Raw genomic sequence first — 18,861 nt, 5'->3', positions numbered from 1 at the left:
AATTTTCATGGGGAAAACATGGGGACAATCCCCACATTCCTATTGCATTGAAAGCAGTAAACTTCTTAAGTTCTGTCCGCTGCGACGAAGACCAAGCTTGGAGCGAATATTGTTCCGGTGAAATTCAATGGTGCTCGGTTCGCGCGAAAGTGTGTGAGCAATGTCCTTGGTTGTTTGACCACGCATAATCATCTGCGCGATTTCCTGCTCTGTTGGCGTCAACATCTCGAATACCGTGGTCAGTTGTCCGCTCATCTCTGACGTTATCGACTTCAAACTTTCTTCGGCCAGTTCCAGATAAGCACGACCGGCGGGATCTCCTTCCAGCCTGCTGCGCAATTTGACCAGGTGCGGGATGACCAACCCTTTGATCTGGCGTAGTATCCTGGTGTCATACTCCTCTCGCGATGTTTCGACGCTTCCAAGTAGAACGCGAAGCGCGGTATTAGCCTCTTCCAGATCCTCCGTGCGGTTTGCTACACGTTGTTCAAGTTGATCCAGGGTGGCTTGTAGTTCGATTTCGAGGGCAATGCGTCGATCAATTTCGATGAGCAGTTCAAGGTCCGCCTCAATTACCCTAGCAAACTCTTGCAAACCTTCACGGAAGAGCAAGGCACGTCGATTGCGTCGCGAGTCCAGCACACAGATGGTGCCGAACACCGAACCATCCGGCCATTTCAAAGGGTATCCGATATAGAACCGCATTCCATGTTCCATATCGTCATTGTCGATCCACTTGGGATCACAGGTTGCGTCCTCAACTGTCAGTTCTCCGTCGTTCTGTAGGACCCCGTAGCAATACAGTTTCTCGTTCAACGTGAACCGACGGCCAGTAGTATACGGATTTCGCTCAGATTTGCTTGTGACAAAAACGGAATGGTACGGTTCTTGCGTGCGCATCACCAGGCTGGCTGGCACATCGGCAACTCGCGCGATCAAATCAACAATCCGCTGCCACTTTTTGGTGGTCTCTTTCGATATCGAAGGTTTCAAGCGAATGGGCCCACCATCTTAGGTTTCAACGTAGTCTATTTTCTGGAATCATGATCCGACAAGTAGATTGCGCGATCCTATGATCACACTGATCCGGCTAGAAAAACGTCGCGGTGCCAAAACCACATGCTGCAAGCAGACCTTTATCATCCTTCGGCGGTGGTCCGTCCTGTCCGCAGATTGTAAGTTCGCCGATTCTCGTAGCTTGTTGTCTTAGGTCATGTTGACAAATGCCAGAGCCAAAGGCGGATTGAAGCGATGCCGATGAATCTCAAGTAGCTTTTCCGCTGTTTTATCATAGCGAGTTGCAATACGGGGGGCATTCTTGCGCTTATTGAAACAGCGCTCGCCCAGGTTGCGTAGTTGGTAGAGTGAGCGGTTGACGCCGCGGCCCCCTCTCGGGAGATTGCTGGCGCAATGCCTTGCCGGGCAGTGGATGATGGGCGCGGATCACAACATTGTCGATCATTTGCGAAGCCGCTGGCACCGCTCAGCTTTGCTTCAGCGCCTCTGTGATCTCCTGCCAAAGCCCTGCTAAGGTCCAGCGCCTGAACCTGTGGTAGATGCTCGATCATTTGCCAAACTCATCAGGCAAGTCGCGCCACGGCCTGCCGGTCCGGACGATCCAGAATATCCTATCAAGAACAAGCCGGTGGTTGGCGGATTTATGTCCGTTCGGGGCGCGAGCGGAAAGGATAAAACGCTCAATGAACGCCCATTCTTCTTCCGACATTATGTCTCGTGCAAAGCTGGTCTACATCGCAGATACCAGCTTGAATCATGACCAAGATCCGATGTGAATCCCTTTTGTCAACACGACCCAGCACAATGAATGACCGCTAAGCGGATTGCAACTGCAGCATCCGGAACAGCATTGAGAGCCCGCTATGGGTTGGGATCGCCGCCTGAGATCTAAACAGACCTACGATTTATCGCTGAATTGCTGCAATGCGTTCTCTACCAGTCCTGACAATGCCAACATTGTGAACGTTTCCCGATGCTGCGGCCATGCCTCAGAACCATTGAGGGGTGTTCACTTTGAAACCTTTTGAAAGGGTTAACCAGTCCAGCCAAGGCCGGCGGAAATGGCGTTCATGGATTGCAATAGAGGAACAGGAACCGATCCTGCGTGTGGTTCGTTTCGTGCTTGTTGCAGCAATCGAACTTGCAGCGCGTGAATGCGTGCCAATTCAGCCCGCTTGCGTTCGAAGCGCTCGCAAAGGCGAGGGAACCGGTGACCGATGGTTTGACCACCAGTCAGAAACTGCACAGCGCTACAGGCGCTATCGTGTTCCGAATTGATTGCCCGTGAGATGCGTTGACGGGTCTCTTCATCATCGACCAACTCGCTGTACTGCGCGGCGATACCCATATCCGCCTGATAGAGCGACTTCTCCATTTCATCGACCGCAAGACGGAATAGGCGGGAATGCTGAAACATGTCCTGAAGAACTTCATCGCCACGCGCGCCCCTAAATTTGCGGAAGCTGGCCATTGCAGCCCCGAATCCGTACCAACCTGTGATCAGGTGGCGGTTCTGCGACCATGCAAAGACCCATGGAATGGCTCGTAGATCATCCAGGCTGGCTGCGCCGAACCGACGAGCCGGGCGGGATCCGATTTTCAGGCGAGCAAGTTCTTCAACCGGGCTAGCCTGTTGAAAATAATCCAGAAAGCCGGGCATCTGCAACAACGAGACATAAGCCGTTTGCGACAGTTCCGACAAGGCATCCAACGCGTCGTCAAACTCGGGCCGGGCAGGGGATCCCCCAGGGTTCGCAGTATGGCGCAACGTGCTTGAGAGCAGCAGTTCGAGATGCGCCGCGGCCGTCCCGCGGTTGGCATATTTGGTCGAAACAACTTCGCCCTGTTCGGTTACGCGCAGCCGCCCGGCAATTGTTCCGCTGGGTTGCGCGGCGATGGCGCGCCCGGTGGGTGCGCCACCTCGGCTGACCGAGCCGCCACGACCGTGAAAAAACGCGGCTTGAAATCCCTGTGACGTCAGCGCCGATACGATCCGACGTTGGGCGCGCTCGAGTTCCCATGTTGAGCAGAAATAGCCGCCATCCTTGCCGCTGTCCGAATATCCCAGCATCACCTCGATTACGTTGCTATCGGTTTTGAGGCTGCGGCGAGCAAGAGGAACACCCAGAACGTTCAGCAGGATCGCGGGGGCGTTGCGCAGATCGGCAATTGTTTCGAACAGCGGGACCACCGAAATATCCAGTTTCTCGGACCCGAACCCGGCATAACGGGCCAGCAGGTAGACACCGAGAATATCATCGGCAGAACGGGTCATGGACAAAATGAATGGCCCAATTGCCTTAGGGTCTGGCCCTGACCGTACGCTATAGACCAGCGCCAAAAGGGCGAGCAATTCCTGCGCCTGATCGCTCAGCATGTCACGATTTTGGTAAGGTAGGTTCTGATCCGCCAGTTCGGCCCGCAAACGGCCAGACCATTCGGGCGTGCCATATTCGGGAGCCTGCCCGGATTGTGACCAGATTTCGGCCAGAACATCGGTTGTGACGGTCGAATTCTGTCGGATATCCAGGGTAGTGGTTCGGAACCCGAAAACCGACGCGGCCCGGCGCAGGGGTCGGATATGCCGTCGCGCCAGTATTTCGGCGTTGACCGCGCACAATGCGGCATCAAGCGCGTCAAGATCGCTCACAAAATGCGAGATGTGATCATAGCCGCCATCCGTCAGCCGACGGCGGATGGCATTGAGAGCTTGCCGGAACGGTTCGTTTCGATTGCGGTCGGCGTCCTCCGGAGCCCGATCGACTATTTCTTGCACACGCGCCCTGTTGGGCTCGGGCAACGGCAGTATGAGTGCACTGATACTCAACCTGCTTGCAGCCCGATCAAGAGCCTGACGGTAAAGACACATAACTGTTTCGCGTCCTCGTTTCAGGGCCAGTGCGGTCATCTCGGTTGTGACATTCGGATTGCCGTCCCTGTCGCCTCCGATCCAGCTATGAAATCGGATATCGGGAGTCTTGCTCAGGGTCTGACCCAACACGTGCAGACAGGCCTGATCGAACCTATCCATGACCTGTGGGACGGCGTCAAAGATTGCATCTCGGAAGAATTGCAACCCCCATTCGATTTCGTCGTGCAGGCTTGGGCGCGACAGGCGAAGCTCACCTGTCAACCACAAAAGATCAATCTCACCTTCCAGACCATTCAGCAATTCGGCGCGTTCGGTCGGGGTCCAACGTTGCGTTTCCAGACTGACGAGGTTGCGGTAAATCCGCCGGTGAATTTCCAGAACAGTGACCCGCTTGGCCTCGGTCGGATGCGCGGTCAGTGTGGGACCGGCACACAAGTTGGCGGTCAACTTTTTCGTTTGGGTATTAGGCAGGGAAAGGTCCGACAACACCTCAGCAAATCCACCTTCGACCGCTTCGGCCCCGCTTTGGGTCTCGGTAAGGCGGCGGTCCCGGACTTCGGCGTTTTCATCAATGATGCGTAACAGTTGAAACCAGATCGATAATGCCTGCAGATATGGGGATGCCTCTGGCCCGGTGGGGATCGATTGCAGCGGCGAGACCTCGGCCCATGTGGCCACATGTGGTGCCCGTTTCAGCAAAATGTTCCGCCACAACGACCGCAGTTCCAGGCGCAACCCCTCGGCATAGTTCGATGGGTCCGGGGTGGACTGAGTATTTTTGGCCAGTGCCGTCATCAGAACACCTTTTTTCGCGGCGCGCGACCGGCAAGAAAAACGCTTAGCTCGCCCAGAACACGGGCATCCGTACTCTCCGGTCCCGAACCTGCAGCTACGGTTTCGGGGATATCAAGCGGAGGGGAAATCTGAAATACCATCTGTTAACGCCCTCGGTTGTGGACTGGTCACCAATGTACGTCATGGTGCATTGGTGATAAGGAAACGCGGACCTGCCTGGCGACGCAACGTAACTTACTACTGCTTTGGGGTGTCTAATTGGGCGGGTATATAGCTATCCGTTTAGGTCGATATGCCATAGTACACCAAAATTGACCCTACCCATTGGAGTAGTATTTTGAAGAAATTGGTCGAAAATCAGATGGTTGAAATCTCACAGGAAACGATCGACGTTATGTTGGCCGACGGTAATCCGTTGGCCTTGTTCGCCATGTCCGAGATCTTTGAACGCGCTCGCGATTCTCGCTTGTGCCATCTCGGCGGCGATCCTCGAACTGTGAGCTCAGTCGCTCCAGCGCACCCAATTTTGCGGGGGTCGGAGGAACAAGCAACGTCCCAGACGTAATACTCACATCGCGCCGCGCGAATTCTAGTGCTTGGGCGGTTACTCTCATCCTAAAACCAAAGGCAGCAGGCTTCACTACGAGGCCGAAGTCCCAGTTTGGGCCAATTCGCAGAAAGCCACCCCAGCCCACATAGACATCTTCCGCCAGGATTGCCCAATGGCCCAAAGCGTCGTGCGTCCATCGCGCCTCATTCATCAACACGAAATCAGCCGCACGCTGCTTATCCCAGACGTCCGGGAGACAGTGCTTGTGCGAGGGCAGAGTGGGGTCGGACATATGGACCGCAATATCTTCGACAGGGATTGTGGACAGGCGTGAAAAGGTGAAGTCTTGTCATGCACTCGCTTGCGACATTCCGTATGCTGCACCTTTGGCCTCAGGGTCTTCAATCGCATCAATCAGGAACGGTGCATCGACCAATCTGGAAACCGCTGTTCCGTGTTCAGGTAGAGCAACTCGTTGAGCGCAATCGGCAGCCCAGCGGGCGTTATTGAGGAATCCTGCGCGGGCCGAGGTCCGGTCGAGGCCGAGCCTTATCAAATTGTTTTCCATTAATCGGGCGCAGTGCACAACGATGAGAAGGAGTTTTCCAAGCAATGTTTGATTTGCGGACAATCACGCCGTCGAGGTTGTCAAAACCCGTTTGAGGCACGTCGCGGACGCTGCTTCGACGATGGCGTTTGCAGATCGGACCAAAAAGGGGGCCGCTGCTCTCGTGGGTAGCCGACCTCCAAGGGTTGAGATCACGCTATCATGGCCGGGAAATACCGACACGAGGAACGCAGGATCGCTAATCACGATTTGCAGTCTTGCATTTTGGAGATCAGGTGCCTTGTCTGGAGTGCGAACGACCGCTGTGACGTCCACACCCCTAGCGAGCGTAGCTCGGATCACAAATTTACCGCTTCTACCTGCCTCAGGCGGAGAGGCAAATCTTGTTCTTATCCAGATCCCGTACATATGCCGAAAAGCGTGGCCCACGTTGCTTAGGTTCGCCTTCGCTTGTTCCGCCAAGCTCAATAGCCAAGGAGTGAAGCCTTTCTACCTCTACGTTTGATCCGACGCTAAAGCCCACCATTGTTCCGTTGCCAATTGTGGCGGGGTTTTCGTCAAAGGGGATCGCGGCTGCGAAGGCAAAATCTGGTCCTAACCAGTATGTCATTCTGTCCGTCGGCGAGACGCGCTCTAAGCCTGATTGCGCGAAAAGCTTGTCATAGAAGTGCGTGGCAGTGGCCATGTCGTTTGTTCCAACGACAAAGTAGTTCATTTGCATGGTGCGATGTCCTTTGTATTTGCATTGAATAGTGGGTGTGTCACTGACCGGTCAGTTTGAAAAACTCGATCAACTGGCCATTTGGGTCCGTGACCTTGAGCAAGTGAATACCCGGCTCTTCGATGATCTCGGGTGCCGAGATGCCCGTGGCGGCGGTGCGGGCGCGCAACTCTTCGAGATCGGTGGCTTGCAGGTAGGGGACCGCGCCGAAACCTGGCTCGGATCCTGGCGCATACTTGTCCCGCGAAACAATTGCGAACCAGCCGCCAGCCACGTCGAACGCCACGAAATCCGGAAGCCCGATCGCCGGGGCACTGTCGAAGAGCGTACGGTAAAAGGCCTCGGACACCTCCATGTCGTCGGTCGGAACATAGGCGCCCATGGCCACGATTGGCGCGAAGTCTCTCGGCTCTGCGGCTTCGGCGACGAGTGTCGTGGGCAGGACTGCAGCGAGGGCTAGGGAAGTGAAACGTCTCATGGATTTGTGTCCTTTCTGGTCTCTTTCCTGCTTCTACTTGGCCTATGCTGACAACGTGTTGTCAGCATAGTGTCACTATGATTTGTTTCATCGAAAGGAGGTCACATGCGGCGCGGCGACAGACTATTTGAAGTCATCGAGATTCTGAGACGTGCCAAAGGGCCGATCTCTGCCCAGTCCATTGGTGAAGAATTGGGCGTGACAAAGCGTACGGTTTACCGCGATGTCGCTGCGCTGATCGGTCAGGGCGTGCCAATCAACGGCGAGGCCGGGGTCGGATATGTGTTGGAACCCGGCTTTCATATGCCACCGCTGATGTTGACCCCGGATGAAATCGAAGCCGTGACGCTGGGGGCCTTGTGGGTCCAAACCCGAGGCGAGCCTGAGCTTGCATTGGCAGCTGAAAAGCTGATCACCAAGCTGAAAGCCGTCGCGCCGGACAAATACCGGACATCCTTTCTTCAGCCGGCCGTCAGCGTCGCGCCCGTTGCTCAGTCAGATGAAGTGCTCGGCGCGGCCGCCATTCGTCTCGCCATTCGGTGCCGTAAAAAGATTTCCATGACCTATTCAGATAACTCAGGCCAGAAGACTCGTCGGGTGATCTGGCCCATACTGCTGGGATACCGGGACACCAGCCGCATCATCGCTGGCTGGTGCGAGTTGCGCGATGAATTTCGCTACTTTCGGACAGAACGGATCATCAAGGCAGATGTGCTTGAGGACTGTATTCCGCGGCGAATGGACCTTCTTCGCGCAGAGTGGCGCAGCGCGATGGATGCGGAACGGAAACGTTATGAAGAGGTGACATGAGACGGCGTGTTGCAAAGTTGCCCAAGGACTGCTTCTGGGAAGCTGCAGCGTAGCGGTGCACTATTTGAGCAATGTCCGAAAAGCGCTGTCAGGCGAAACGCTTTGCCCCGGCCACGCAAATCACCACAAAGATCGTTACCCCGATCATGGACGGCGCAACGGGCTCTGCAAGCAGAAGAGCCGCGAGGATCAGGCCGAACAACGGCTGGAGCAGTTGAAGCTGTCCGACACCTGCTGTGCCGCCCAGTGCTAAACCGCGATACCAGAAGATAAAACCGACTAGCATCGAAAAGACCGAGACGTAGCCTAGACTGAGCCAGACCGGCAGGGTCAGCCCGCTTAACGTAGGTGGCCATGTCAAAATCGCGCAAGCAGCCATAAAAGGTAGGGATAGAACCAGCGCCCAGGAAATTACCTGCCATCCACCCAAGCGGCGCGAAATTTGTGCACCCTCCGCATAGCCCAACCCGCATGCGAGGATGGCAGCGACCATGAAGAGATCCCCGACGAGTGATGCCTCGGCGCTTTGACTGAGGGCGAAGCCGACGACTGCCGAGCTGCCGAGGATTGAGAACATCCAGAACAATGCGGTCGGGCGTTCTCCGCCAAGCAGAACGCCGAAGGCCGCAGTGGTCAGCGGCAGGAGGCCAATGAAAACGATGGAATGTGCAGCGGTGATGTGCTGGAGCGCCAACGCCGTTAGAAGCGGAAAACCGATCACTACACCCAAGGCGACTATCGCAAGAGAAAACAGATTTGCACGCGACGGTAATTTTTCTTTGAACAAGGCCAGCAGAGAAAGCGCAAGTACAGCCGCAAGAACCGCTCGGGCTGATGTCAGAAAGAACGGGTCTAGTCCACTGACGGCCACCCTCGTTGCGGGTAGTGACCCACTGAAGATCAACACACCGAGCAGTCCGCTGCTCCAGCCAGAAAACGAGGAGTTCATAAATTATAGGTCCTTTTTTGACCTTGTAGCTGGAGTGGCGCGACAAACGTAGGTACAAAGCAATACAATTTGCATAAACTGTACTGGCAATTGATCCCATACAGGGGAGTTTGAATATGGCTGTTGCGACCCGTAGAGCTCTTGTGACGGAACATATCACGCGTCGCATCCGATCGCGGGCACTTGGCACGGGTGACAAACTTCCCTCAGTCCGAGGCCTCGCGAGTCGCTTGGGCGTGTCACCTTCGACAGTGGTAGAGGCCTATGATGTATTGGCCGCTGAAGGTGTTATTTTTGCCAGGCGCGGCTCAGGTTTCTTTGTGTCGGACCGCGTACAGCCGTTCGAGGTTTCGCAAACTGGGCCGCTGCTTGAGCGCGAGATTGATCCGCTCTGGGTCGCGCGACAATCGATCGACGCCAGCAAGGAAATGGCAAAGCCTGGATGTGGCTGGATGCCTGCCGATTGGATGCCTGTCGAGTCGCTCCGGCGAGCGATGCGCCGTGTGGCACGTGGCGACGACAATGTACTTACAGATTACAGCTGTGCACAAGGTCATTCCGGTCTGCGCCAGCATGTGGCACGAACGCTGTGCGACCAGAACATAGAGGTAGATCCCGATGCTGTTTTACTCACCAATTCTGGATCGCAGGCGCTGGATCTGATTTGCAGATTGCTTATCAAGCCTGGCGATACTGTGTTGGTGGATGATCCATGTTATTTCAACTTTCAGGCCCTTCTGAGAGCGCACCAGATTACCATTGTCAGTGTCCCCTACACGCCTAACGGTCCCGACCTCGTCCAATTTGAAAACGTGCTTAGGAAAGAGCGTCCGCGGCTCTACCTGACCAATTCGGCATTGCACAACCCAACAGGTGTGACACTCACTGCAACGACTGCGCATCGCGTACTGACTCTGGCCGAAGCGTATGATTTGCAAATCGTGGAAGATGCGATTTTCTCTGAGTTCGAACCTGATCTTTCGCCACGACTGGCGTCACTGGATGGGCTTGACCGGGTTCTGACGATTGGAAGTTTCTCCAAAACCCTGTCGGCATCGTTGCGATGTGGATACATAGCAGCGCGTCCCGACTGGATTGCGGCCTTGGCGGATCTTCAGGTTGCGATCAGCTTCGGCGGTCCTAGCCCTGTGGTGACAGAATTGCTGTATACGGCGCTCACCGATGGGAGCTACCGCAAACATATGGAGGCGCTTAGGGTCAAATTGGATCGCGCCCGCGTGCGTTCAATCGAAGAGTTAAACACGCTAAACATAAGACCCTTCGTGAAACCCAGAGGTGGCTTTTATCTATGGTGCGAACTACCCGGCGGGCAGGATGCTGCAGTGATGGCGCAGCAGGCTCTCAAGAAAGGGGTTGTTCTGGCGCCCGGAAACGTCTTTAGCCCGACTCAATCCAAGAACTCGTTTCTACGTTTCAACGTAAGCCAGATGACCGGAAAGGCACAATCGCAAGTACTTCGTGATCTGATGAGTGAGTCACAATAGGGATGTCTGCTTCAAGGAATGGTCAGAAAACCTGCCCTTAAAGGTGAAGGTCGGGAATAGGACGACCGTACTTCTGTTTGCAGTTTCCAAACCACGTTTTCCACAACAAATTCGAGGCATACAACGCGGTGTATCGGTGGCTTCGAGGCTAATAACGCCAAAAAAGCAAACTGTGAATACGTATTCATGATATCTTAACCCTAGCTAATCTTATGTTGCGATTCGCAAGGGAGGAGAGAATGCGCAAACGGACTCTATTGAAAGCAGGAGTGGCTGCGACTGTAATGATGCTGATGCCGCTCAGCGCCAGTGCCGAGGACATTCCATATAATCTGAAGGAAGGTCAGCCGTATGCCGGAACAAAGCTGAACATCCTGAGTGTCGTGACCCCCCAATTTGATGGTCTGATGTTGCGAGATGATGAATTCACCGAGTTGACCGGGATCGAAACCGAATGGACGTTTATTCCGTTCGGATCGCTGCAAGAAAAGATCAACGCCGAGGGGATCGCCGCCAACGGGACCTTCGATGTGGTAAATTACCTCGACAGTTGGGGGCCGCCCAATGCGCATTGGTTGATGCCGATTGACGATATGATGGCCCAAGATGGGATTTCGATGGATCGGTACCCGGCGGCCTTTGCACGATCAGCTCAGTATGATGGCAAGACGCTTGGTTTTCCGTTGCGCGCGCATCCGCAGCTGATGTTTTATCGCAAGGATCTGATCCTGGAACCTCCGACATCGTGGGAAGAAGTGATCGAAATCGGCAAAGAGCTGAAGGAATCAAATCCCGATATCGCCCCTCTGGCGCTGTATTACAACAATGATGGCAACCGTCAGAATCTGTTCATCTGGATCAATTTCCTTTGGGCCGCCGGTGCAGACATCTTCAATGATGACTGGACCGCAGCCTGGACGAGCGACGAGGCGATAAAGGCCACCGAGGATTACATCGCATTGCACACTGTCCACGGTGTCACCAACCCCAACAGTCTGGCTTTTGTCGAGCAGGATGCCCGTCAATCGTTCATGCAGGGCAAATCCGCGATGATCCCCGTCTGGTGGTGGGCATATTCCGGTTTCTACAACCCGGAATCATCGACGCTGACCAAGGATCAGGTCGGGTTTACAGGAATGCCGTCTTATGATGGACGGACGAAAACCTATGCAATCTCGATGCCGTTTTCGATTTCCGACTATTCCGAGAACAAAGAAGCGGCCTGGGAGTTCATGAAATGGCTTTCCAACCCTGAAATGGACAAGGCCAACGCCATCGAACGCGAAGTGGCGGGCAAACCGATTGTGAACAACGTCGTCACTCATATCACTTCGCTGCAGGATGCGGACGTAAATGCGGCCAATGACGGGATTCAGGCGGCCGCGTGGGATTCGCTCAAAGAATCTGACATCATGCCTCAAATTCCCGAATGGCCCGAAGTAGGCGACATTCTGTCGGCTGCTATCGCCAAGGCAGCAGCCGGTGGTGATGTCCGTGAACTGATGACCGAAGCCGCCGAGCAATCGAACCGCGTGCTCAAGCGCGCCGGGCGTATTGAGTGATGCATTGCACGGTGTGATCTCAACGGTCACACCCGTGTCAATCGGATTGGATGTGACATGCGTGACAATACGCTGAAATACCTGCTGGTGTTGCCAGCAGTGCTGGTGGTTTTTGCCACCGCAATCTGGCCGCTTGTTGAATCGCTGCGTCTGTCCTTTACGGTTGGGCGGCTCAACAAACCCAACTTTCCGCAGGGCTATCTTGGTTTTGAAAACTACACCTGGGCGTTCTGGGAAGAGCCTGCGTTCTGGAACTCGGTGTGGGTGACGGGGATCTATACCGTATTGACGGTCGCATTGACGACCCTGCTGGCACTGGGTTTGGCGATGCTTCTGGCGCCAGGCGGACGGCTCAGGTCAGGAGTGCAGACATTGCTCATCCTGCCCTTCGCGATGTCGCCGGCGTTGATTGGTGTTTCGTTTCGGTTCATGTTCAACCCCGAGTTTGGGCTGTTCGACGCCTTTTTCGGGGCCGTGTTTCCGCCACTGGCCGACATCAGCTGGCTGGCCCATCCGCAGCTTGCTTTTGCGGTTTGCGTGATGGCGGATGTCTGGGGCTGGATACCCTTTCTGACGCTTGTGCTGATCGGCGGTCTTGCATCCGTTCCGCCCGAAACGATCGAGGCCGCGCAGGTTGACGGAGCCTCTGGCTGGCGGGTGTTTCGCGATGTGACACTGCCTCAACTCGCGCCGGTTCTGGCGGTGGTGATCATTCTCAAATCAATCTTCAGCCTCAAGACCTTCGATCAAATCTTCATGCTGACCAATGGCGGGCCGGGTACGGCGACCCAAACACTCAGCCACTATATCTATTTCAACGGCATGAAGTACGGGCAGATCGGTTACTCGGCCTCCGTTGCCTGGCTGATGGTCATTCCAATGATTTTCCTCACGTATGCCTACGCCAAGTTCGTGTTCAGGAAAGCATCATGACCGGACGGCAGAAAAAACAGATCATCAACGCGATCCAGATTGTGCTGATCCTGATCGCTATATCCATCATGCTGATCCCGATCATCTGGATCTTTCTGGCCGCGTTCAAGAACCACGTCGATGTCTACCAGCTCAAGCTGTTGTTCACCCCGACGCTGGAGAACTTCGGGGTTGTCTTCGATGCGCCCTACTATTTGGGGGCAAAGCTGCTCAATTCGAGCATTGTGGCGCTGGTCACGGTTGTCATAGCGATCCCCATTGCCACGATGGCGGCCTACTCCTTTTCGCGGTTCCGTCTGACGGGTGAAACGGCGATGCTGGTGATGATACTGGCCACACAGTTTGTCCCGGCCGTGGTGATCATCCTGCCGTTCTTTGTCATGTTTCGCGATATAGGGCTGCTTGATACGCGGGTCGGGTTGATACTTGTAAATCTGGCGATCGTGATGCCATTTGCCATTTGGATGATCAAAGGGTTCATCGATGGCATTCCGCTGGACACCGAAGAGGCCGCAATGGTGGATGGTTCGTCGCGGATACAGGTGATCCTCAATATCGTCCTGCCAATGGCGGCACCGGGCTTACTGACAGCGGGGATTTTCTGCTTCATCATCGCCTGGAATGAGTTCCTGTTCGCGCTGATCCTGACAAACAAAGATGCGGTCACACTGCCCATCGGGCTGGCCCTTTTCAAAGGCGAGGAGGGCGACCTGTGGAACCTGCTCAGCGCCGCGGGCATCATCATCATGTTACCGATGTTCGTCCTCGCCCTCATCATTCGCAGATACTTTGTGCAAGGCATGACTATGGGAGCCGTACGCTGATGGCTGAAGTTCGTCTTAAGAACCTGACCAAACGCTGGGGCGACTTTGTTGGCGTCGACAACCAGTCGCTAGAAATCCATGATCGGGAGTTTCTGGTGCTGCTCGGCCCCTCTGGCTGTGGCAAGACCACGACCATGCGGATGATCGCAGGGCTGGAAGATCCAACCGATGGTGAGATCTGGATCGGCGACCGAATGGTCAATGATGATCTGCCAAAGGACCGGGACGTGGCGATGGTGTTTCAGAACTATGGCCTGTACCCCCACATGACGATCTTCGACAACATCGCATACCCGCTCAAAGTACGCGGGACACCCAAAGCCGACATCGCACCTAAAGTGCATGAGGCCGCCGAGAAGGTTGAGCTGACCCAGTTCCTGGACCGCAAACCTAAAGCGCTTTCCGGAGGTCAGAGACAGCGTGTTGCCCTTGCGCGCGCGATCGTTCGGACGCCCAAGGTATTCTTGATGGACGAGCCGCTTTCTAACCTTGATGCAAAGCTGCGCGTCACGATGCGGGCGGAACTAAAGCATCTCAGTCGCGAAATGAAAATTACGACGGTCTACGTCACCCATGACCAGATTGAGGCCATGACCCTGGCCGACAGGGTGGCGGTGATGAAACACGGGGTGATCCAGCAACTCGGCACACCGGACGAGATCTACAACGATCCGGCTAATCTATTTGTAGCTGGCTTCATCGGATCACCGGCGATGAATCTGATCAACGGGTCGGTTCAGGATGGCATGTTTGTCACAACAGGTGGAACGCGCTTGGTCAAAGTGGGAATTGCGGACCGTGCTGACGTGATCCTGGGCGTTCGCGCGGACGACATGAATGTGTTTGAGCCCGGAGAAGGCGACATAGACGTCACAATTTATGCCTTCGAAAACACCGGTGAAAGCACATTGCTGACGGTTCAATGGGGCAAGCAGCGCGTCATCGCACGAGGCAGCCGACACTTGCGCAAGAACCAGGATGATGTTGTTGGCATTTCGCTGTCGCCTGAACATCTCTATTTGTTCGACCCGGAAACTGGTGTCCGAATTCAGGCGGAATGAACTGCCAATCTGGTATCTCAAATAGGGTCGTATAAACTGCGAACGTGATCGAGTGGCTCAACATCCGTGAGAGCCGCTTGGGCAATCGTCAATTGGCCTGTGGCAAAACGGTGGTAGTGCATGCGAGTGAGCCGAACAACAGCGGCAGAAGTGGCAAAACTGGCAGGTGTAAGCCAGCCAACGGTAAGTCGGGTATTCATGCCCGGTTCCAAAGTTTCCGCCGACAAACAGCGGCGTGTGCGCGAGGCAGCGATGAAGCTTGGATACCGGCCCAACACACTGGCTCGCTCACTGAATACAGGGCGATCCCGCACTATTGGGATCGTGTTGGCATATCTCAAAAACCCCTTCTACACTGAAGCGTTAGAGAAACTGTCCGCCGAGTTTCACGAGCACGGCTATCATATCATGACTTTTTTCGCGTCTAACCTGACCGATGAAGTTGACGGTGTGGTTGAGGATCTTCTTGCACATCAGGTCGATGGCATCATTCTGGCATCTGTTAGTGTTTCCAATGAACTGACAAAACGCTTACAAGATCACGGCATTCCCTTCGTATTGTTCAATCGCGGTCAGGAAGACCCTAGCATTGCCTCTGTTACAGCGGCGAATTTCGAGGGTGGAAGACTTGCTGCGAAGTTTCTTCTGGCGGGTGGCCACGCAAAGATCGCGCACATTGCGGGTTGGCAAAAGTCATTGAATGGTCGCGAACGAAAAGCCGGGTTTCTGGCAGAAATGGTCAAGCAAGGGATGGAGCCGTTTCACATTGTCGATTGTGAATACAGCCGCGTGAAAGCACACAAAGAAACCCTTGATCTGTTCCGGAGCGGAAAAGGGCCAGACGCAATTTTCGTTGGCAATGATCATATGGCCTTTGCAGTTCTTGAAGCACTCAGGCTTGAGCTAGGTCTGAACGTTCCGAGAGATGTTTCTGTTATTGGATATGATGACGTCGCAATGGCTGCCTGGAAGACCTTTGATTTGACCACACTTCGTCAACCGGCAAATCGAATGGCCGAGGCTACAGTTAAGATGTTGCTTTCTATGATCGAAAATCCAGAAATAGCAACTAAGTGCATCGAAATTGAAAGCCAACTTGTTGTGCGGAGTACCACTAGAAACCCGCATAATTGGCGAGACCCTGGAGTTTTTTAGCACTACTGTCTCAATGGTTTTGCTGCCGAAATAGTTCCAAAACCGAGCGTCATGGCCACACCCTCGGTTTGAAATGTATGCCTTTCGTGGGATTGGCGATATGGACGGGTACGGACCGCATTGGAAAACGAATAGCTATCCAAGCAAAAATGAGTTGGCCTGCCGTGCAATATCCATCGGTCCAAACCAAGGTGCATGCGCGTCTCCGGGAAGAAGCTGCAGCCGAGCGCCTGGGATTGAGCGCGCCAACCATTGCCCGTGATCAACTGAAACCGCGCGATCTTCTTGACGATGCAGCACAAGGGTCGGGACATCAACTTTGGGCGCGTCGAGTTTGGCATCAATCTGCCAACTTAATTCGAGCATGGAAGCGGCTTGTTCCGGATCTGCGGCAGCGCGTTGTTGGGCCGCAAAACGACGCCTGTCTTCAGCATCTGCCGAGGGTATGAAGATATCCGCAAGAGCGCGCGATCCGACGCCCCAATGCTGCCGGATCAGGGCCAGCAGCATGGCCTGCGATTCCGGAGGCGCCAGATCCTTGCCTGAGCCATAGGCGCCATAAAAACAAATGCGATCAACCTGAGCGGGGTGCGCTACGGCGTATCGGATGGCCACAGGCCCAGCAGCCGAGATCGCCAGAAGTGAAAAACGATCAGCGTCAAACGCCGCAACCATATCGTCAAGCAGCGCGACCTCATCCTCCAGCGTCTCGTTTGGATACGCATCACGGCTGAGGCCCGAGCCCGGCCGGTCATAGCGCAATATGCGCAACCCTTTGCCCAGGGTCAGAAAGAAATCTTGGATGTCCAGATGATCATGCCACAGATCAGACGCGGTGACCCAAAACGGAGGGATAATGACCAGCGGGCCGTCGCCGTGAACCGCACATCCGATAGAGCGACCTCTTCGATCCGTTATATACCCAATCTCGGGCGTGGTTGTATCAGTTGCCGGTGCATCGCCAGGGTCTGTCGTAGCAAGGGGCGCAGGCTGTTGAGAACGGCCAGGTTGCGCATCCGCTTGCCCGTCAAAGCGATATCCGATCTTCGGTAGCGTTCGAATAAATCGTTGAGCGCGACCATCGTCACCGATTGCCTTTCGCGCGCTTTTGATCCGGCTCGTAACCGCGTCGTCCGAGATCGCTCGTCCATTCCAGATCTGCGTGATGATCTCATCTTTGGTGACGGTCCGCCCTTCGGCCTGAACCAAAAGAACCAGCAGATCAAAGACCTGAGGTTCGATATGCTGAGTAACCTCATCGCGCACCAGCGTGCGGCGCTCGAGGTCAAGAACACAATCGGAAAACGCGTAGATCATGGGTTTCTCACCTCAGTCATCAGCGGGTGGCCCTGCGCAAAGCGTTCAAGAGGCCTGAAAATCCAGCGTTTCTTCATTGCTTCTCCAGAACTCCGCCAAGTGCGTAATGTCAAACCCCGGCATGGTTACTGCATCGTCACCTAGAGGAAAGCAAAACCATGTCTTTGTACAATAAACATATCCTTCCCCGAATTGTCGATTGCGGTTGTGGCGGGCGCGCCTTTGCAGAGCAACGCAATCGCATCATTCCCAAGGCTCAAGGCGTCGTTCTGGATCTGGGCATCGGCTCGGGGCTTAACATTCCGCTTTATGATACGGGACGTGTCAACAAACTCATCGGATTGGATCCCTGCCAGAGCAGCCTCAAAATGGCACAGAAACTGGCTGATCAATCAAACATCCCGATTGAATTGGTTCAGGCCTTTGGCGAGGATATTCCACTTGCGGATAGCTGCATCGACACGGTGGTGCTGACCTATACGCTTTGCACGGTTCAAGACGTGTCAGCAGTGTTGAGTGAGGTCCGGCGCGTACTACGCGCAGATGGCGAGGTGCTGTTTTGCGAACATGTCAGCGCGCCAACGCCTTGGGTTTCGCGCGTGCAGGATGTTGTTCAGCGGCCGTGGGCCTCGCTGCTTGGCGGTTGTCAGCTGAACCGCCGTGCGGCCACCGCATTACGCCGTGCAAAGTTTCGTGTCGACGCAGACACCTTCAAGCTCGGCGGGGTCCCGTTCCCAATTGCTTGGCAAACAACGGGGCATGCGAGACCCCTTAGGCCAGGCGAACGCCCTGACCGCTGCCCGACTGGTCCCGATCTTCATCTTTCCATCTAATACCTAACCGGAGTCAGCTTCATGACTATACATGTATCAAACAATTTTTTTCCCTGTATCGACCGCGGGAACGGGGCACCCATACTGTTTGTCCACGGCGCGGCCTGTGATCATCGGATCTGGGCACCTCACGTACAGAAACTGTCGAAGCAGTACAGATGCATCGCTCCGACCTTACGCTGGTTCGGGCCATCCGAATGGTCAGAAACCACATTGGAGTTCAACGAGAAAACGCATGCAGATGACCTTGCCTTCATCATCGAAAGCTTCAATTGCGGCCCAGTCTTTGTTGTGGGTTGGTCCTATGGCGCAAACGTCGCTTTGCGTCTGAGCGTCGACAGGCCTAACCTAGTCTCAGGCGTTGCGGTGTACGAGCCGAGTTCAACAAGCCTGGTCAGCACTCCCGTGGACATCGCGATGCATCAGTTAAGCATGCAGGAAACCTTTTTACCCGTCACGGAAGCCGCGGCAACGGACGGCGGGATCGGAGTTTTGAAGGCCTTTATCGGCGCGGTGAGCGGGTCCGGCACATTCGGAAAGCTTCCGCCGGATCTTCGCCAGATTTGCTTGGAAAATGCGCATACGCTGATCCCCTTGCTCAGTGCCAAGCACCGCTTTGTTTCGGTTACAGCTGCTGAACTTGAAACATTGCCGCTGCCGGTTCATGTGGCATGGGGTGAGCAATCTGGTGACGTCTGGACTATCCCTAGCAAAGCTGTCGCTGGTCTAACGAACGTGCGCAGTTACGCAATTCCCGGAGCCGATCACATTTGGCCAGCGAAGGACCCGATGGCTTTTCTGTCTTGGCTGGGTAGCGTGCTTTATCAAAAACCCAAAAACTAGCTTACTCAGCAGTCGCGGCGAACGTCGACTATGCGAGCTGCTACTGCAGCAACTGAGATATAGGTCGA

Annotated in this window: 17 protein-coding genes and 2 pseudogenes; 9 read left to right on the top strand and 10 right to left on the bottom strand. The window is 54.8% G+C overall.

Annotation, left to right across the window (positions count from 1 at the left end; all coding sequences use genetic code 11):
- Positions 1-39: 39 nt before the first annotated feature.
- From GOW16_RS20835 to GOW16_RS20805, 8 genes and pseudogenes are all read right to left on the bottom strand, one after another.
- Complete coding sequence (locus GOW16_RS20835) at positions 40-993, bottom strand: LuxR C-terminal-related transcriptional regulator (protein WP_254429863.1); 954 nt, start codon at positions 991-993, stop codon at positions 40-42.
- Positions 994-1,211: 218 nt separating this feature from the next.
- A pseudogene (locus tag GOW16_RS23170) lies at positions 1,212-1,362 on the bottom strand (IS5/IS1182 family transposase); the annotation flags it as partial.
- Positions 1,363-1,486: 124 nt separating this feature from the next.
- Positions 1,487-1,726 (bottom strand): annotated as a pseudogene (locus tag GOW16_RS23165) (transposase); the annotation flags it as partial.
- 324 nt (positions 1,727-2,050) lie between these two features.
- Complete coding sequence (locus GOW16_RS20825) at positions 2,051-4,684, bottom strand: phosphoenolpyruvate carboxylase (RefSeq protein ID WP_170419247.1); 2,634 nt, start codon at positions 4,682-4,684, stop codon at positions 2,051-2,053.
- Positions 4,684-4,824, bottom strand: coding sequence for a hypothetical protein (locus GOW16_RS20820; protein ID WP_170419245.1), 141 nt, complete (start codon positions 4,822-4,824; stop codon positions 4,684-4,686). Before GOW16_RS20820 ends, GOW16_RS20825 begins: the two co-directional genes overlap by 1 nt.
- 1,041 nt (positions 4,825-5,865) lie before the next feature.
- Complete coding sequence (locus tag GOW16_RS23115; RefSeq protein WP_368039948.1) at positions 5,866-6,210, bottom strand: NAD(P)H-binding protein; 345 nt, start codon at positions 6,208-6,210, stop codon at positions 5,866-5,868.
- On the bottom strand, positions 6,167-6,523 hold the full coding sequence (locus tag GOW16_RS20810) for a VOC family protein (protein ID WP_170419242.1): 357 nt from the start codon (positions 6,521-6,523) through the stop codon (positions 6,167-6,169). The genes GOW16_RS23115 and GOW16_RS20810 overlap by 44 nt, the downstream gene beginning before the upstream one ends.
- Before the next feature lie 40 nt (positions 6,524-6,563).
- A complete protein-coding gene (locus GOW16_RS20805) occupies positions 6,564-7,001 on the bottom strand; it encodes a VOC family protein (protein ID WP_170419240.1) in 438 nt (145 codons plus the stop codon).
- 105 nt (positions 7,002-7,106) lie between these two features.
- On the opposite strand from GOW16_RS20805, the gene GOW16_RS20800 reads away from it, so the two are divergent.
- Positions 7,107-7,811 (top strand): helix-turn-helix transcriptional regulator, encoded by a 705-nt coding sequence (locus GOW16_RS20800; RefSeq protein ID WP_170419238.1) that lies wholly within the window; start codon positions 7,107-7,109, stop codon positions 7,809-7,811.
- A gap of 88 nt (positions 7,812-7,899) precedes the next feature.
- On the opposite strand, the gene GOW16_RS20795 is transcribed toward GOW16_RS20800, so the two are convergent.
- The gene (locus GOW16_RS20795) at positions 7,900-8,760 is read right to left on the bottom strand and encodes a DMT family transporter (RefSeq protein WP_170419236.1); all 861 of its coding nucleotides are present in this window, start codon (positions 8,758-8,760) and stop codon (positions 7,900-7,902) included.
- 116 nt (positions 8,761-8,876) lie between these two features.
- Between GOW16_RS20795 and GOW16_RS20790 the strand changes: the two genes are divergently transcribed.
- From GOW16_RS20790 to GOW16_RS20765, 6 genes are all read left to right on the top strand, one after another.
- Positions 8,877-10,265 (top strand): PLP-dependent aminotransferase family protein, encoded by a 1,389-nt coding sequence (locus GOW16_RS20790; protein WP_170419234.1) that lies wholly within the window; start codon positions 8,877-8,879, stop codon positions 10,263-10,265.
- Between the two features lie 239 nt (positions 10,266-10,504).
- Positions 10,505-11,827, top strand: a complete 1,323-nt coding sequence (locus tag GOW16_RS20785; protein ID WP_170419232.1) for an ABC transporter substrate-binding protein — start codon at positions 10,505-10,507, stop codon at positions 11,825-11,827.
- A gap of 57 nt (positions 11,828-11,884) precedes the next feature.
- The gene (locus GOW16_RS20780) at positions 11,885-12,760 is read left to right on the top strand and encodes a carbohydrate ABC transporter permease (RefSeq protein WP_170419231.1); all 876 of its coding nucleotides are present in this window, start codon (positions 11,885-11,887) and stop codon (positions 12,758-12,760) included.
- Positions 12,757-13,584, top strand: a complete 828-nt coding sequence (locus GOW16_RS20775) for a carbohydrate ABC transporter permease (RefSeq protein ID WP_170419229.1) — start codon at positions 12,757-12,759, stop codon at positions 13,582-13,584. The genes GOW16_RS20780 and GOW16_RS20775 overlap by 4 nt, the downstream gene beginning before the upstream one ends.
- A complete protein-coding gene (locus GOW16_RS20770; RefSeq protein WP_170419227.1) occupies positions 13,584-14,645 on the top strand; it encodes an ABC transporter ATP-binding protein in 1,062 nt (353 codons plus the stop codon). The genes GOW16_RS20775 and GOW16_RS20770 overlap by 1 nt, the downstream gene beginning before the upstream one ends.
- A gap of 120 nt (positions 14,646-14,765) precedes the next feature.
- Positions 14,766-15,800, top strand: a complete 1,035-nt coding sequence (locus GOW16_RS20765; RefSeq protein WP_170419225.1) for a LacI family DNA-binding transcriptional regulator — start codon at positions 14,766-14,768, stop codon at positions 15,798-15,800.
- A 135-nt stretch (positions 15,801-15,935) separates the two neighbouring features.
- On the opposite strand, the gene GOW16_RS20760 is transcribed toward GOW16_RS20765, so the two are convergent.
- Entirely contained in the window at positions 15,936-17,117 is a 1,182-nt protein-coding gene (locus GOW16_RS20760; RefSeq protein ID WP_170419223.1) for an alpha/beta fold hydrolase, read from the bottom strand.
- Positions 17,118-17,275: 158 nt separating this feature from the next.
- Here GOW16_RS20760 and GOW16_RS20755 point away from each other — a divergent pair, with 158 nt between their 5' ends.
- Together GOW16_RS20755 and GOW16_RS20750 are read left to right on the top strand one after the other, a co-directional pair.
- On the top strand, positions 17,276-17,950 hold the full coding sequence (locus GOW16_RS20755) for a class I SAM-dependent methyltransferase (protein ID WP_170419221.1): 675 nt from the start codon (positions 17,276-17,278) through the stop codon (positions 17,948-17,950).
- A 21-nt stretch (positions 17,951-17,971) separates the two neighbouring features.
- Positions 17,972-18,793, top strand: coding sequence for an alpha/beta fold hydrolase (locus GOW16_RS20750; protein ID WP_170419220.1), 822 nt, complete (start codon positions 17,972-17,974; stop codon positions 18,791-18,793).
- Positions 18,794-18,861 lie beyond the last annotated feature (68 nt).

Source organism: Ruegeria atlantica, from assembly GCF_013033965.1.
Classification (GTDB): Bacteria; Pseudomonadota; Alphaproteobacteria; order Rhodobacterales; family Rhodobacteraceae; genus Ruegeria; species Ruegeria atlantica_D.
This window is presented reverse-complemented; position numbering and strand designations above follow the sequence as displayed.

Bases quoted from the DNA above. Each gene is read 5' to 3' on its own strand.
- GOW16_RS20805 (WP_170419240.1), bottom strand. From the start codon at position 7,001: ATGAGACGTTTCACTTCCCTAGCCCTCGCTGCAGTCCTGCCCACGACA.
- GOW16_RS20770 (WP_170419227.1), top strand. From the start codon at position 13,584: ATGGCTGAAGTTCGTCTTAAGAACCTGACCAAACGCTGGGGCGACTTT.
- GOW16_RS20790 (WP_170419234.1), top strand. From the start codon at position 8,877: ATGGCTGTTGCGACCCGTAGAGCTCTTGTGACGGAACATATCACGCGT.
- GOW16_RS20765 (WP_170419225.1), top strand. From the start codon at position 14,766: ATGCGAGTGAGCCGAACAACAGCGGCAGAAGTGGCAAAACTGGCAGGT.
- GOW16_RS20825 (WP_170419247.1), bottom strand. From the start codon at position 4,684: ATGACGGCACTGGCCAAAAATACTCAGTCCACCCCGGACCCATCGAAC.
- GOW16_RS20800 (WP_170419238.1), top strand. From the start codon at position 7,107: ATGCGGCGCGGCGACAGACTATTTGAAGTCATCGAGATTCTGAGACGT.
- GOW16_RS20755 (WP_170419221.1), top strand. From the start codon at position 17,276: ATGTCTTTGTACAATAAACATATCCTTCCCCGAATTGTCGATTGCGGT.
- GOW16_RS20750 (WP_170419220.1), top strand. From the start codon at position 17,972: ATGACTATACATGTATCAAACAATTTTTTTCCCTGTATCGACCGCGGG.
- GOW16_RS20760 (WP_170419223.1), bottom strand. From the start codon at position 17,117: ATGATCTACGCGTTTTCCGATTGTGTTCTTGACCTCGAGCGCCGCACG.
- GOW16_RS20775 (WP_170419229.1), top strand. From the start codon at position 12,757: ATGACCGGACGGCAGAAAAAACAGATCATCAACGCGATCCAGATTGTG.
- GOW16_RS20780 (WP_170419231.1), top strand. From the start codon at position 11,885: ATGCGTGACAATACGCTGAAATACCTGCTGGTGTTGCCAGCAGTGCTG.
- GOW16_RS20795 (WP_170419236.1), bottom strand. From the start codon at position 8,760: ATGAACTCCTCGTTTTCTGGCTGGAGCAGCGGACTGCTCGGTGTGTTG.
- GOW16_RS20810 (WP_170419242.1), bottom strand. From the start codon at position 6,523: ATGCAAATGAACTACTTTGTCGTTGGAACAAACGACATGGCCACTGCC.
- GOW16_RS20785 (WP_170419232.1), top strand. From the start codon at position 10,505: ATGCGCAAACGGACTCTATTGAAAGCAGGAGTGGCTGCGACTGTAATG.
- GOW16_RS20820 (WP_170419245.1), bottom strand. From the start codon at position 4,824: ATGGTATTTCAGATTTCCCCTCCGCTTGATATCCCCGAAACCGTAGCT.
- GOW16_RS23115 (WP_368039948.1), bottom strand. From the start codon at position 6,210: ATGTACGGGATCTGGATAAGAACAAGATTTGCCTCTCCGCCTGAGGCA.